The sequence below is a fragment of the Corynebacterium bovis DSM 20582 = CIP 54.80 genome, from assembly GCF_030408615.1.
GTDB classification, from domain to species: domain Bacteria; phylum Actinomycetota; class Actinomycetes; order Mycobacteriales; family Mycobacteriaceae; genus Corynebacterium; species Corynebacterium bovis.
The window spans coordinates 1,657,427-1,671,502 of sequence record NZ_CP047187.1 but is presented as its reverse complement, the minus strand read 5'-3'; the positions used below and the strand labels follow the sequence as shown (position 1 = coordinate 1,671,502).

The following is a 14,076-nucleotide window of genomic DNA, read 5'->3' as shown; positions in this document are numbered from 1 at the left end:
GGGTTGGGGACAGGGGAGGGGACACGGAGGGCGGGCAGGGACCGCCGCCGATCCGTCCCGGTGGGCGGGACGGCCCCGGTGGATGTCCCAACAGTACCCGGAGCCCCGGACAGCCCCGCGGAGGAACACCGGGGTGGTCCGGACGACGCCGTCCGGGCCGGGGAGGCGACCGGGGGCCCGGGTGCGGGGCAGCGGGAATGGTGTCCCGTGTGGCGTCGGCCAACCCCGAAAAGGGACAACCGGTGACGGTGATGCAGAGTCCTGCGCCGTGATGGACTAAGGTTCCGGGTGAACCGGGTCTGTCGTACCGCGTACTGCAGGCGGTGTGACAGGTTGACCCGAGGCAACACGACGTGTGATCGAGGAAGGCATACTCGCGTGGAACACCGCATGGCGCTCTCAAAGACCCGGAAGCTGGCTCTGGCCGGCGTCCTGGGTGCAAGCTCGCTGCTCCTGGCAGGCTGTGGCGTGAATCCGCCGGACAACGCATTTTTCCGGGCACTCCGCTTCGGCTGGCCGAAGGGCATCACCCCCGAGGCGACCCAGATGGGCAACTTCTGGGTCTGGGTCTGGGTCGCGGCCTGGATCATCGGCATCGTCATGTGGGGCCTCCTGATTTTCGCCGTGGTGAATTTCAGCGCCAAGCGTGCCGAGAAGAAGGGCAAGGGGGAGTTCCCCCGGCAGACCGGGTACAACGTGCCCCTTGAGCTCGTGCTCACGACCATCCCGATCCTCATCGTCATGGTCCTGTTCTTCTTCACCGTCCAGACCCAGGGCACGGTGACGGCCCAGGACAAGGACCCGAAGGTCAAGGTCGACGTCACGGGCTTCCAGTGGAACTGGAAGTTCGGCTACGGCGAGGTCGACGCCTCGCTCAACGGCGGGACGACCTACCAGGGCGTCGACCGCGAGGCCCAGGACAAGGCCGAGGGGTCGCAGTTCGAGTCGACCACCCGCGGCGAGGAGGGTGAGTCCGTCGGCCCGATCCACGGCCGCGCGAAGGACGACTACTCGTACCTGAACTTCGACAAGATCGAGACGCTCGGCTCGACCGAGGAGGTTCCGGTCCTCGTGCTCCCGTCGAACACGCCGATCGAGTTCAACCTCGCGTCCGCGGACGTCATCCACTCCTTCTGGGTTCCGGAGTTCCTCTTCAAGCGGGACGTCTTCCCGCACCCGGAGGCCAACCAGTCGGAGCGGCGGTTCCAGATCTCCTCGATCGACCAGGAGGGCGCCTTCGTCGGCCGCTGCGCCGAGATGTGCGGCACCTACCACGCGATGATGAACTTCGAGGTCCGCGTCGTCTCCCCGGAGAAGTTCACCAGCTACATCCAGTACCGGGAGCAGCACCCCAAGGCCCCGAACTCCGAGGCCCTCGAGTCGATCGGTGAGAAGGGCTTCGCGACCTCGACGAAGCCGTTCGTCCCGGGCCGTGAGATGACCCGCGACGGCAACAACAGCGTCGACCGCAACCAGGCTGCGTAGGCCCGGCGGCAGAGAAGAGGATAGAGACCATGAACTCCGCATCGAAGATCTTCTACGGGTTGTCGGCCTTCTTCGTCGTCATGACCGTGTTCTACTTCGTCGCCACCGGCCTGGTGAGCGACCCGGGCAGCCGGGTCGGCATCGAGTGGGCCGGCGGGACGGCGCTGGCACTCGCGACGCTCCTGAGCCTCATGCTCGCGGCGTACCTCCACCTCACGGACAGCAAGTCCGACATCGCCCCCCACGACTGGGAGGAGGCGGAGATCGAGGACGGCGCCGGTGTGCTCGGCTTCTTCTCCGCGAGCTCGATCTGGCCCTTCGCGATGACGTGCGGCGTCGCCGTCATCGGCTACGGGATCGCCTTCTGGCACCTGTGGATGATCGTCGCCGGCGCGGTCATCCTCATCTGGGCCGCGACGAAGCTCAACCTGCAGTACGGCGTTCCGCCGGAGAAGCACTGACCGGTCGACCGGAGACCCGGTGACCGGTCCCCGGCCGGCATCGGCGGGCGGAGGCGTGTGACGCCCGACCGCCGCCGGTGCCCGTGACCCGACACGACGACGGGGCACCCACATCCTTCCTGTGGGTGCCCCGTCGTCTCGTGCGTTGATGGGGGGGGAGGACACCGCCCCGGGGCGACAGCCCGGTGACATGACCCCGGGCGAGGGCCCGGTGACCTCAGGGACGGTTGACGACCTGCTCCATGGTCCGCAGGGCGGCCCCGGACTCCAGCGACCGGCGGGCGACGACGAGCTGCGACCGCAACGCGGGGATGAGCCCCTCCTCCTCCCAGCCGTGGACCGCCACCAGGGCTGCCGCGGCGTTGATCAGGACCGCGTCCTTGACCGCGCCGTGGACCTGTCCGGCCATGAGGTCGCGGGCGACCCGCGCGTTGTACTCCGGGTCGCCGCCACGCAGACTGTCCGGGTCGTAGACGTCGAGCCCGAGCGAGCGCGGGTTGATGACCGCCTCACCGGTCCGCCCCTCCGCGTCGACCGTCACGACCTCCGTCGGCGCGCAGATGCTGACCTCGTCCATGCCGTCGAGGCCACGGACGATGAGCACCCGGCTGCCCTGGTGGGCGAACGCCCCGCCGACGATCGGCATCATGTCGCGGAACGCGCAGCCGATGAGCCCGTAGTCCGGCTGGGCCGGGTTGGTCATCGGGCCGAGCAGGTTGAAGATGGTCGGGACCCCGAGGTCGGAGCGGATCGGGCCCGCGTACCGCATGGCCGGGTGGTACGTCTTCGAGAACATGAAGGCGAAGTTCGTGGCCAGGGCGTCGTCGTGCACGGTCCGCGGGTCGCGGTCGATGTCCAGGCCGAGGGCCTCGAGCATGTCCGCACCGCCGCACTTCGACGACGCGGCGCGGTTGCCGTGCTTGACCACCGGCACCCCGGCGCCGGCGACGACGAAGGAGGCCATCGTCGAGATGTTCACCGTGTGGTGGCCGTCGCCCCCGGTACCGACGATGTCGACCGTCCCCGGGATGTCCGAGAAGTCGACGGACGTGGCGAACTCCCGCATCGCCCCGGCGGCCGCCGCGAGCTCGGCGGCGGAGATGCCCTTGACGCGGATGCCGAAGGCGAACGCCGCGATGCGGGCGGGGGAGGCCTCCCCGGCCATGATCTCGCGGACGGCCCAGGTCACCTGGGACTCGCTGAGCTCCTCCCGGCGGCCGATGCGGTCGAGGACCCCCGGCCACGTGAAGTACGACGACGGGAGTTGTCCCTCGTCGAGGGCCGAGGTCACGTCCGCGGCCGTCGAGCGCGCGGGGCCCCGGCCGCCGGCGACGTCGGGGCCGGTGGCGGCGTTCGGGCCGGTGGCGGCGGTGTCGGGCGAGGGCATGTCGCTGGAGGGTGGTGTGGGCACGGTGTTCCGCCTTTCCGCAGGGGAGTTCTGCTCCGGACCCGCGCCCGACGCACGGGCACGTGGCGTGCCCGTGTGGTCGGCACGCCAGCGGGCGTGGCGTGCGTGCGGCGGGTGCCGCACCCGGTACGTCGCGGCGGTCCGGTGTGAGGTCCGTCCAGCTTAGCGGGGGTGGAGCAGCAGGTGCTCCTCCGGGGCGCCCCGGGTGCCGGGGGAGGGCGCCGGCGGTGGGGTGTGACAGGGTGGTCGAGGCGCCCGGCCCGGGGGTGGGGGCGCGTGGGCCACGGGGACGCGGCGGTTGTGCTGTGACGCCTGAGGTCCGTGGTGTCGACCTGGGTGTTTGGCTTGCGTCGGACGGGAGGGTCGAAAAGTTCCCGGCTAACCCCGTTAGTGGTGGATTCCCGGGAATCTGACAGCCGCGACCTGCAGGTTTGCAGAGAGTTGGAAGGTTCCCGGGGTTGCGAATCGACTCTGCGGGCTGGAGGCGTCATACTGATCTACGTGACGAGCGCAGTTGGAAACCCAGGTACGGCAGCGACACGACGGGTCGCGACACTGAACCGGCCGAACATGGTCAGTGTCGGCACCATCGTGTTCCTGTCTCAGGAATTGATGTTCTTTGCGGGCCTGTTCGCGATGTACTTCGTGTCCAAGGCCAACTCGCAGGGGAACTGGCCCTCGGAGCCGACGGAACTGAACGTCCCGTACGCGGCGGTGATCACGGTGGTCCTCGTGGGATCGTCGTTCGCCGCCCAGTGGGGCGTGTTCGCCGCGGAGAGGGGTGACGTCTTCGGGCTCCGACGGTGGTACGCCCTCACCGTCGTCATGGGTCTGATCTTCCTCATCGGTCAGGGGTACGAGTACTTCCACCTCTACGAGGAGGGGACCCGCGTGGACAGCAGCGTCTACGGGTCGGTGTTCTTCATCACCACCGGCTTCCACGGCGCGCACGTCCTCGCCGGTGTCCTGGCCTTCGTCGTCATCATCCTGCGGACGATGAAGTCCAAGTTCACCCCCGCCCAGGCCACCGCGGCCGTCGTCGTGTCCTACTACTGGCACTTCGTCGACGTCGTGTGGATCGGCCTCTGGGTCACGATCTACCTCATCCAGTAGTAGGCCGTTCGGGTCGACCACTGGCCGGCCTACAGCCCATCGCATTCCAATGACGAGCTAAAGGGAACAAGATGGATACCAACTCCAACACTGCCGCGGGCCCGACTCCCGCCAAGGCGTCCCGCCGCACGCGGGGCCGCATGACGAAAAGGAGCCGTCGCCGGCTCCGCCGCACCCTGGCCGGGGCCTTCGCGCTGCTGATCGGTTTGACCGGTGCCGGCTTCCTGGCCGACGCGCTCACACCCGACCCGCAGACCGCGACCGCCAACACGGATGAGGCGGCTCTCGTCCAGCAGGGCAAGGAGATCTACCAGGTCGCCTGCATCACCTGCCACGGTGCGAACCTCCAGGGTGTCCGTGACCGCGGGCCGAACCTCGTCGGTGTCGGCGAAGGCGCCGTGTACTTCCAGGTGCACTCCGGCCGCATGCCGATGCTCCGTAACGAGGCGCAGGCCGGCCGCAAGGCCCCGCGCTACAACGAGCAGCAGACGCTCGCGCTCGCGGCGTACGTCAACGCCAACGGTGGGGGACCGGGCATCGTCCGTGACGCGGACGGGTCCATCTCCATGGAGTCCCTCCGCGGTGAGAACAACAAGAACGGCGAGATCGACCCGAAGGACGTCGCCCGCGGTTCCGATCTCTTCCGGCTGAACTGCGCCTCCTGCCACAACTTCACGGGTAAGGGCGGTGCCCTGTCGGGCGGCAAGTACGCCCCGCCGCTCGGCCCGGCCAACGAGCAGGAGATCTACCAGGCCATGCTCACCGGCCCGCAGAACATGCCGAAGTTCTCCGACCGCCAGCTCACGGCGGACGAGAAGAAGGACATCATCGCCTACATCAAGTCGGCCAAGGAGACCCCGAGCCAGGGCGGTTACGACCTCGGCGGTATCGGCCCGGTCACCGAGGGCATGTTGATGTGGTTCGTCGGTATCGTCGTGCTGATCGGCGCGGCCATGTGGATTGGATCCCGGTCATGAGTGAGACCAGAAGCAGCTACACCAAGGCCGAGCTCGCGGAGATGAGCAATGACGAGCTCGCCCGCCTCGGAACGGAACTGGACGACGTCACCGTCGCGTACCGCAAGGAGCGGTTCCCCATCCCCGGTGACCCCGCGGAGAAGCGGGCCTCGCGCCGCGTCGCCGTGTGGTTCATCCTGGCCATCCTCATGGGCATCGTCTTCATCGGCGTGTACCTGTTCTGGCCGTGGGAGTACAAGCACCTCGAGCAGGACGGCGTCGGGATGTACAGCCTGTACACCCCGCTGCTGGGCCTGAGCGCGGGTCTCGCGATCCTCTTCATCGGCATCGGCGCCGTGCAGTTCTCCAAGGACTTCGTCCCGGACGAGATCTCCGTGCAGCGCCGCCACGACGGTCCGTCGGAGGAGGTTGACCGGCGCACGCTCGTCGCGCTGCTCAACGACTCCTGGCAGACGTCGACGCTGGGTCGCCGCAAGGTCCTCATGGGCCTCATGGGCGGTGGCGCCGCCCTCGCCGGCCTGTCCGTGATCCTCCCGCTCGGCGGCATCATCAAGAACCCGTGGAAGCCGAAGGCGATGTCGATCTCCGGCGACGGCACGCTGTGGACGACCGGCTGGACCCTCACCGAGCACAACGAGAAGGTCTACCTCGGCCGCGACACCGGCGCCGTCGCCGAGGAGCGCGACGGCCACTACTCCACGGCCGGCGTCAGCCGCCTCGTGCGGCTCCGCCCGGAGGACCTCTCCGCCGGCGGCATGGAGACGGTGTTCCCCATGACCGAGGAGATGGTCAACGACAACGACAAGTACGACGCCGAGCGTGACGTCTACGAGGAGCAGATGGAGTCCATCCACGGCTCGCGGAACGCCGTCATGCTGATCCGCCTGCGGCACAAGGACGCGCTCAACGCCGTCCAGCGTCAGGGCCAGGAGGACTTCCACTACGGCGACTACTACGCCTACTCGAAGATCTGCACGCACATCGGGTGCCCGACGTCGCTGTACGAGCAGCAGACCAACCGCATTCTCTGCCCGTGCCACCAGTCGCAGTTCGACGCGCTGCACTACGGCAAGCCGGTCTTCGGCCCGGCGGCCCGTGCGCTTCCCGAGCTGCCGATCTCCGTTGACAGCGATGGGTACTTCTACGCCAAGGGCAACTTCATCGAGCCCGTCGGCCCGGCATTCTGGGAGCGCAAGTCATGACAACGACAACGAAACAGTCGCACCTGGCCACGGCGGCCAACAACATGGACGAGCGGTACACCGCCGCCGGCATGGTGCGCACGCAGATCAACAAGGTCTTCCCGACCCACTGGTCCTTCATGCTCGGTGAGATCGCGCTGTACTCCTTCGTGATCCTCATCCTGTCCGGTGTGTACCTGACGCTCTTCTTCGACCCCTCGATGTCGAAGGTCATCTACGACGGTGCGTACGCCCCGCTGAACGGCGTCGAGATGTCCCGCGCGTACGAGACCGCGCTGAACCTCTCCTTCGAGGTGCGTGGCGGCCTCTTCATCCGCCAGGTCCACCACTGGGCGGCGCTGCTCTTCGCGATCTCGATCATGGTCCACATGATGCGCATCTTCTTCACCGGTGCGTTCCGCAAGCCGCGTGAGGCGAACTGGGCGATCGGCTGCGTGCTGCTCCTCCTGTCCGTCGCCGAGGGCTTCATGGGCTACTCCCTCCCGGACGACCTGCTCTCCGGCGTGGGCCTGCGCATCATGTCCGCGATCATCATCGGCCTGCCGGTGATCGGCACCTGGATGCACTGGATCATGTTCGCCGGTGACTTCCCGGGCGACATCATCATCTCGCGCCTGTACATCGCGCACGTGCTGCTCATCCCGGGCATCCTGCTCGCCCTGATCGCCGCGCACCTCGCGCTGGTCTGGTTCCAGAAGCACACGCAGTTCCCCGGCCCGGGCCGGACGGAGCGCAACGTCGTCGGCGTCCGGATCATGCCGGTCTTCGCCGTCCACTCCGTGTCCTTCGGTCTCATCACCTTCGGTGTCGTCGCGCTGCTGGGCGGCCTGTTCCAGATCAACTCCATCTGGAACCTGGGCCCGTACAACCCGTCGCAGGTCTCCGCCGGCTCGCAGCCCGACATCTACATGCTGTGGACGGACGGTGCCGCCCGTGTCATGCCGGCGTGGGAGCTCTACCTCGGCAACTACACCGTCCCGGCGGTGTTCTGGGTCGCGGTCATGCTGGGCATCCTCGTCGCCCTCCTCTTCGCCTACCCGTTCATCGAGGCGAAGCTCACGGGCGACAACGCGCACCACAACCTGCTGCAGCGTCCGCGGGACGTTCCGGTCCGGACCTCCCTCGGCGTCATGGCGCTCGTGTTCTACGCGCTCCTGACGATCTCCGGTGGTAACGACCTGTTCGCCCTCCACTTCCAGATCTCGCTCAACGCGATGACCTGGGTCGGCCGCATCGGTCTGATCCTGCTCCCGCCGGCCGCGTACTTCATCGCGTACCGGCTGTGCCTGGGCCTCCAGCGGTCCGACCGCGAGGTGCTCGAGCACGGTATCGAGACCGGCACCATCCGCCAGCTCCCGAGCGGTGGCTTCATCGAGGTCCACCAGCCGCTCGGCCCGGTGGACGAGCACGGCCACCCGATCCCGCTGCCGTACGCCGGCGCCGTCGTCCCGAAGACGATGAACGAGCTCGGCGCGGCGGGCGAGCCCGGTCGCGGCGGAATGTTCCGCCCGGACCCGGCCTCGGTCGCGGACACCGCGGAGAGCATCGAGGAAGCGAACCACCACGAGCGCAAGGAGATGTTCGAGAAGCTCCAGGAGCGCAACAAGGAGGCCTGGGAGTCCGGCGAGGACCGCTACGACAGCTGATCCACCCGCCAGGCGCGCGGCCACCGCGCGCTGACCCCGGTCACCACCGCACCCCGTCATCCCCGAGAGGGACGGCGGGGTGCGGTCGTATGTGCGTGCCCGGGCACATGGCGCCCGGCACGGGGATCCGGGCGGTGGCCGCGGCGCGGTGGACAGGTCGTGGGCGGCGTCAGGGTGTCGCCGTGGAGGGGCCCGTCGGCACCCACCGGGGGTCGGGGCGGCGACGGTGACGCCGCAGGACCCGGTAGAGCTCGAGGGTCGCCAGGGCGTCGTCGACAGCCCGGTGGGTGGGGCGGTGCCGGGCGTCGATGTACTCGCTGAGGGTCGACAGCCGGTACCGGCCCACCGCGGCGCGGGGGATCACCGCCCGGGCCGCCGCGGCCGTGCACACCGCCCGGTCACGCATGCGCGGCCCCGGTCGGCCCCCGGTCGGCAGGTCGACGCCCGCGCGGTGGGCCTCGGCCTCGAGGAACGCGATGTCGAACGCGACGTTGTGGCCGAGCAACGGCAGGTCCCCGATGAGGTCGAGGATCCGGGGGAGGGCGGCGTCGGCCCGGGGCGCGTCGGCGAGGTCGGCGTCGACCATCCCGGTGATGCCCGTGATGACCTCTGGGAGCGGGCGTCCGGGATTGACGAGGGCGGAATGGGTCCGACGGACCTCCCCGCGGTCGACGACGAGCACCGCGCACTCGATGATGCGGTCGGTCGCGGGGTCCAGCCCGGTGGTCTCCACATCCACGACGACGCACCGCTCCCAGGCGGCGTCGAACCGCGACCAGTCGACCGTGCCCCGGGGCGTCGTCGTGCCGGACGTGCCGCCCGTGGCCCCTGCCGTCGTCGTGCCGGACGTGGCGCCCGTGGACCCTGCCGTCGTCGTGCCGGACGTGCCTCCGGTGGAACCAGCCGTCGTCGTGCCGGACGTGGCGCGTGACGTGGATGCGGGCGGGGAGGTGGGCGGAACGGAACGCGGAGCGGGAGAGGAGGCCGGGGTCTCGGGGGCCCTGTCGCCGGGCCCGGCGGGGTGGTCGCTGTGCACGGGTCCAGCGTAGCCGGCGGGGTGGACGGTCCCCCGGGAGGCCGCCGCGGACCGCGAGCACGTGCGGACGGGTACGGAACCGCCCGGGGACGTCCCCGGGCGATGTGGACGGTGTGACCCGCGGTGATCCTGGGGTGATTGGGACAGACACGCGACAGAGTGTGACCAAGCTCACAGTAACTCCGAATGTGGCCGGGTCGGGGCCTGTCGGGGCGGCGCGGGCAGCGGAAGGGGTGCCCTGAAATGCGCTGGTCATGTCTTTATTACGGATCGATAACAACGGGATGTCGCGACGGTCCCCGGCGGCTGGCCGGTTTGGTCACGGATCCATAACAAGCGCTGACAGGGTGCGGTCGGGGCGATGGGCTGGACATGAAACGTTGCCGTTTCGTAATCTTCTCGAGACCTTCGAGGAAGGGGGTCTGCGAGACGCGGTCCCACGACGGGACCATCGCCGATGACACCGCCACCGCGTCACCGACCTAACCCCTCCCGGCGGACCGACCGTCGCCCTCGATCCCCTCAGGAATCGACTCACACGGAAAGGCTTCCACCCACATGGGCAAGCACCTCAAGAAGAACCACACCGGCCGCACCGCCGCCGTCGCCGCCGTTGTCGGCGTCAGCGCCGCCGTCGTCGCCCCGGCGACCGCCAACGCCGCGACGTTCACGGTCCCCGGCACCGACGTCTCCGTCGACGTCCCGGACCAGCTCGTCGACCAGGTCTCCCAGGCGCTTCCCGCCGCCCCGGTAGGCACCCCGGCCGGTTCGCTCCAGGGTGGCCCGGCGCTCGCCCCGTCCGACGTCCCCGCCTCCGTCGACGCCGCCGTCTCCGTCGGCCGCCAGATCGCCGACGCCGCGATGTCCAAGGTCGGCAGCCCCTACGCGTGGGGCGCCGCCGGCCCCAACGCCTTCGACTGCTCCGGGCTCACCTCCTGGGCCTACCAGCAGGTCGGCAAGGCCATCCCGCGGACCTCCGACGCCCAGGCGTACGGTGGGGCCCCGGTCTCCCTCGACGACCTCCAGCCCGGCGACATCGTCTCCTACTACGCGGGTGCGTCCCACGTCGGCATCTACATCGGTGACAACAAGATCGTCAACGCCCTCAACGAGGGCTCCCCGGTGCAGGTGAACGACCTCAACTACATGCCGGTCAACAACGCGGTCCGGTTCTGATCCACCCCCCGGCGGCAGTTCAGCCACACCCCCCACACTGATGTGGCAGACTGTCAGCGTCAGCCCCACTGGACAGGAATCCTTGAACGTGCCCACGCATTCGCTCCCTTCACGTCGTCGTGCCCGCCGGACCGTCACCGGTCTCCTCTCACTCACCCTGGCGTCCGCGGCGGCGCCGTCCGCCCTCGCGGACCCGGCGGCCCCCGCCGACCAGTCGGCACCGCAGCCCGCCGCACCCGTCGCGCCCCCGGCGCCGGTCGACCCGGCGGACATGCCCGTCGACACCTCCCCGCTGCCGACGGATGACGCGGATGCGCTCCTCGACCGGCTGAGCGCGGTCTCCGCGCAGAGCCAGGCCGTCAGCGACCGTGTCCAGGAGGTCACCTCCGGCATCGGCCTGGCGCAGCAGGAGCGCGACCGGGCCGCCGCCGACGTGGAGCGCACGAGCCGCGAGGCTGAGGCCGCCCAGGCCCAGGCCGCGGCGTCGGCGAAGGACGTCACGGAACTCTCCAACGCCAAGTACCGCGGGGCCACGGCCGAGCAGGTCGCCGCGATCGCCGGCGCCGGCACCCCGCAGGCCGCCGTCGACCGCGCCGCGTACATCAACGCCCTCCGGGCCAACGACCGTGCGACGCAGACGCGGATGCGCGAGTCCCTGGAGAAGGCGGCGTCCGCGAAGTCCGCCGCGATGCGGGCGAAGGCCACGGCCGACTTCTCCGTCTCCGACCTGCGCCACCGGCAGCAGGAGCTGGCGGAGCGGACCAGCCAGCTGGACACCCTCCGTGACCAGATCACCGCCGCCGTCGACGGCATGTCCCCCGAGCAGAAGCAGCGGTGGGTCGACAGGCACGGCCCGATCGACGTCGACGTCCAGACGTTCCTCGGCCAGGTGCAGGAGGCCGTGAGCTCCGGGCCCCTCGGCTCCGCGGGCGACGTCGCCCAGGCCGTCACCGGTGCGGTGCAGGCCGCCCTCGGCAAGCTCGGGGCCCCGTACTCGTGGGGTGCGGCCGGCCCGGACGCCTTCGACTGCTCCGGTCTCATGTACTGGGCCTACCAGCAGCAGGGCAAGTCCATCCCGCGCACGTCCCAGGCCCAGGTCTCCGGTGGCACGCCGGTGAGCCGGGACGCCCTCCAGCCCGGCGACATCGTCGGGTTCTACCCGGGGGTCACCCACGTGGGCATGTACATCGGGGACGGCAAGATCGTCCACGCCTCGGACTACGGCATCCCGGTCCAGGTCAGCAGCGTCGACAGCATGCCGTTCGCGGGGGCCGCGCGGTACTGATGGCGACGTCCGGGCCGCGCGTCCTTCTTGTCACGAACGACTTCCCGCCGACCCTCGGCGGGATCCAGTCGTATCTCCGCGACTACTGCGGCCTCATCGACCCCGACCGCCTCACCGTCTTCGCCTCGACGCAGGACCGTGAGGCGGCGCGGCGTCACGACGCGGGGCTGCCGTACCGCGTCGTGCGGTGGCCGCGACGGGTCATGCTCCCCACCCCCGCGACGGGGCGCGCGATGGCGGACCTCATCCGCGCGGAGGGGATCGACACCGTGTGGTTCGGGTCCTCGACGCCGCTCGGCCTGCTCGCGGGCCGCGCCCGGGCGGCCGGCGCGACCCGCGTCATCGCCTCCACCCACGGCCACGAGGTCGGGTGGTCGATGGTCCCGGGCGGGCGCGCGGTCCTCCGCCGGATCGGTCGCGACTGCGACTGCCTCACCTTCGTCTCCCGGTACGCCCGGCGCCGGTTCGCGTCCGCCTTCGGCCCGGACGTCGCCCTCGAGCCCCTGCCCGGAGGGGTCGACACGGCCCGGTTCCACCCGGACCCCGACGCCGCCGGCCGGATCCGCGCCCGGTACGGCGTCCCGGCCGGTCGGCCCCTCGTCGTCTGCGTGTCCCGCATCGTGCCCCGGAAGGGCCAGGACACGCTCGTCGAGGCGATGCCGGGGATCCTGCGCACCGTCCCGGACGCGCACCTCCTCGTCGTCGGGCCCGGCGGCGGCCCCGACGCGTCGCCGCGGGAGTACGGCAGCCGCCTCGCCTGCCGCGCCGGCGACCTCGGGGTCGCCGACCATGTGACGTTCACCGGGCCCGTGCCCCCGGACGACCTCGTCGGGGCGTTCAGCGCCGGCGACGTCTTCGCCATGCCCGTCCGCACGCGGGCGGGCGGCTTCTCCGTCGAGGGCCTCGGGATCGTGTTCCTCGAGGCCCAGGCCTGCGGCGTGCCCACCGTCGCCGGGGACGGCGGCGGCGCCCCGGAGACCGTCGTCGACGGGGTGACGGGGGACGTCGTCGACGGCCGGGACACCGGGGACGTCGCACGGACCGTCGCGGCACTGCTCGACGACGCCGCGCGTCGGCGGCGGTACGGCCGGGCGGGTCGGGACCACATGGTCGCCGCGTGGGACTGGGAGGTCATGGGCCGGCAGTTCCGCGCCGTCCTCGCCGGGGACGGCCGGGTGCCCCCGCGGCACAGTTGGACCTCGTCGGGCTGACCGTTACCCTGGTGTGGTTGACCGGAGGATCGTACCCGACCGGAACCGGGTGAGGAAGGGCAGTGGTGGCTGACGGTGGTGTCTGACAGGGGAGTGGTCCACGGCCCGCGCACGGTCGGCATCGACATCGGGGGGACGAACCTCCGCGCGGCGGTCGTCGACGCGGACGGGACCGTCGTCGACGTCGAGAAACTCCCCACCCCGTCGTCCGTCGACGCCCTCGAGACCGCGATCGCCAACGCCGTGCACATCCTCCGGGCCCGGCACGACGTCGCCGCCGTCGGGCTCGCGGTCGCCGGGTTCGTCACCGCCGACCAGCGGTCCGTCCGGTTCGCCCCGCACCTGCCGTGGCGGGACACCGACGTCGTCGCCCGCCTGTCCGCCCGGATCGGGCTGCCGGTCATCCTCGAGCACGACGCGAACGCCGCCGCGTGGGGCGAGCGCTACCTCGGTGTCGCGCAGGACGCCGGGACGTGGGTGCTGTTCGCCCTGGGGACCGGCATCGGGGGAGCGCTCATGATCGACGGCGAGATGTACCGCGGCGCCTACGGCACGGCGCCCGAGTTCGGCCACCTCACCGTCGTCCCCGGCGGCCGGGCGTGCCCGTGCGGGCGTCGCGGGTGCCTCGAACGCTACTGCTCGGGCAGCGCGATCACGCTCACCGCGCGGGAGTTCATCGCCACCGGCCGGCACCCGGACAGCCGCCTCGCCCAGCAGTTCCACTCGCAGCCGGAGGAGATCACGGGTCGCAGCGTCGTCCGCCTGGCGCGGGAGGACGACCCCCTCGCGCGGGAGGTCATCGACGACGTCTCGACGTGGCTCGGCCGGGGTCTCGCCCTCGTCCAGGACGTCATGGACCCGGGTCTCATCGTCCTCGGCGGCGGCCTCAGCCTCGACAGCGACATCTTCATCGACCGGGCGGTCGAGGTCATGGCCGAGTCCTGCGTCGGCGCGGGCCACCGGCCGCTGGCCCGTGTCACACCCGCGGGGCTGGGGGCGGAGGCCGGTATGATCGGCGTAGCCCTCCGGGCCGCGGAGGTCACGGGGCGTGCCGGTGGGGCACCAGCCTGACGACG

General features: G+C 70.5%; 12 protein-coding genes. 10 read left to right on the top strand and 2 right to left on the bottom strand.

Going from position 1 to position 14,076, the window contains the following annotated elements; all coding sequences use genetic code 11:
- Positions 1-390: 390 nt before the first annotated feature.
- Together ctaC and ctaF are read left to right on the top strand one after the other, a co-directional pair.
- A complete protein-coding gene (gene ctaC, locus CBOVI_RS06770) occupies positions 391-1,485 on the top strand; it encodes an aa3-type cytochrome oxidase subunit II (protein WP_043360647.1) in 1,095 nt (364 codons plus the stop codon).
- Positions 1,486-1,514: 29 nt separating this feature from the next.
- Positions 1,515-1,946, top strand: a complete 432-nt coding sequence (gene ctaF / locus CBOVI_RS06765; protein WP_010265600.1) for an aa3-type cytochrome oxidase subunit IV — start codon at positions 1,515-1,517, stop codon at positions 1,944-1,946.
- A gap of 217 nt (positions 1,947-2,163) precedes the next feature.
- Here the strand turns inward: ctaF and trpD are convergent, their stop codons facing one another.
- The gene (trpD, locus tag CBOVI_RS06760; RefSeq protein ID WP_010265603.1) at positions 2,164-3,333 is read right to left on the bottom strand and encodes an anthranilate phosphoribosyltransferase; all 1,170 of its coding nucleotides are present in this window, start codon (positions 3,331-3,333) and stop codon (positions 2,164-2,166) included.
- Positions 3,334-3,855: 522 nt separating this feature from the next.
- On the opposite strand from trpD, the gene ctaE reads away from it, so the two are divergent.
- From ctaE to qcrB, 4 genes are all read left to right on the top strand, one after another.
- Entirely contained in the window at positions 3,856-4,467 is a 612-nt protein-coding gene (gene ctaE, locus CBOVI_RS06755; protein ID WP_010265606.1) for an aa3-type cytochrome oxidase subunit III, read from the top strand.
- A 71-nt stretch (positions 4,468-4,538) separates the two neighbouring features.
- Positions 4,539-5,444 (top strand): cytochrome bc1 complex diheme cytochrome c subunit, encoded by a 906-nt coding sequence (gene qcrC, locus CBOVI_RS06750; RefSeq protein ID WP_029157722.1) that lies wholly within the window; start codon positions 4,539-4,541, stop codon positions 5,442-5,444.
- A complete protein-coding gene (qcrA, locus tag CBOVI_RS06745; protein ID WP_010265613.1) occupies positions 5,441-6,646 on the top strand; it encodes a cytochrome bc1 complex Rieske iron-sulfur subunit in 1,206 nt (401 codons plus the stop codon). The genes qcrC and qcrA overlap by 4 nt, the downstream gene beginning before the upstream one ends.
- Complete coding sequence (gene qcrB / locus CBOVI_RS06740; protein ID WP_029157723.1) at positions 6,643-8,292, top strand: cytochrome bc1 complex cytochrome b subunit; 1,650 nt, start codon at positions 6,643-6,645, stop codon at positions 8,290-8,292. The genes qcrA and qcrB overlap by 4 nt, the downstream gene beginning before the upstream one ends.
- A gap of 169 nt (positions 8,293-8,461) precedes the next feature.
- Here qcrB and CBOVI_RS06735 read toward each other — a convergent pair whose 3' ends face one another.
- On the bottom strand, positions 8,462-9,328 hold the full coding sequence (locus CBOVI_RS06735; RefSeq protein ID WP_010265621.1) for a 3'-5' exonuclease: 867 nt from the start codon (positions 9,326-9,328) through the stop codon (positions 8,462-8,464).
- Positions 9,329-9,886: 558 nt separating this feature from the next.
- Here CBOVI_RS06735 and CBOVI_RS06730 point away from each other — a divergent pair.
- From CBOVI_RS06730 to CBOVI_RS06715, 4 genes are all read left to right on the top strand, one after another.
- Complete coding sequence (locus tag CBOVI_RS06730; RefSeq protein ID WP_010265623.1) at positions 9,887-10,504, top strand: C40 family peptidase; 618 nt, start codon at positions 9,887-9,889, stop codon at positions 10,502-10,504.
- Positions 10,505-10,592: 88 nt separating this feature from the next.
- Complete coding sequence (locus CBOVI_RS06725; RefSeq protein ID WP_232625906.1) at positions 10,593-11,789, top strand: NlpC/P60 family protein; 1,197 nt, start codon at positions 10,593-10,595, stop codon at positions 11,787-11,789.
- A complete protein-coding gene (locus CBOVI_RS06720) occupies positions 11,789-13,000 on the top strand; it encodes a glycosyltransferase family 4 protein (protein WP_010265627.1) in 1,212 nt (403 codons plus the stop codon). Before CBOVI_RS06725 ends, CBOVI_RS06720 begins: the two co-directional genes overlap by 1 nt.
- 78 nt (positions 13,001-13,078) lie before the next feature.
- Positions 13,079-14,071: an ROK family protein gene (locus tag CBOVI_RS06715; protein WP_029157724.1), complete on the top strand. Its 993-nt coding sequence runs from the start codon at positions 13,079-13,081 to the stop codon at positions 14,069-14,071.
- Positions 14,072-14,076 lie beyond the last annotated feature (5 nt).

What these genes read in the sequence shown, in the direction of transcription:
- ctaC (WP_043360647.1), top strand. Translation starts at nt 391, where the DNA reads ATGGCGCTCTCAAAGACCCGGAAGCTGGCTCTGGCCGGCGTCCTGGGT.
- ctaF (WP_010265600.1), top strand. Translation starts at nt 1,515, where the DNA reads ATGAACTCCGCATCGAAGATCTTCTACGGGTTGTCGGCCTTCTTCGTC.
- trpD (WP_010265603.1), bottom strand. Translation starts at nt 3,333, where the DNA reads ATGCCCTCGCCCGACACCGCCGCCACCGGCCCGAACGCCGCCACCGGC.
- qcrC (WP_029157722.1), top strand. Translation starts at nt 4,539, where the DNA reads ATGGATACCAACTCCAACACTGCCGCGGGCCCGACTCCCGCCAAGGCG.
- qcrA (WP_010265613.1), top strand. Translation starts at nt 5,441, where the DNA reads ATGAGTGAGACCAGAAGCAGCTACACCAAGGCCGAGCTCGCGGAGATG.
- qcrB (WP_029157723.1), top strand. Translation starts at nt 6,643, where the DNA reads ATGACAACGACAACGAAACAGTCGCACCTGGCCACGGCGGCCAACAAC.
- CBOVI_RS06730 (WP_010265623.1), top strand. Translation starts at nt 9,887, where the DNA reads ATGGGCAAGCACCTCAAGAAGAACCACACCGGCCGCACCGCCGCCGTC.
- CBOVI_RS06720 (WP_010265627.1), top strand. Translation starts at nt 11,789, where the DNA reads ATGGCGACGTCCGGGCCGCGCGTCCTTCTTGTCACGAACGACTTCCCG.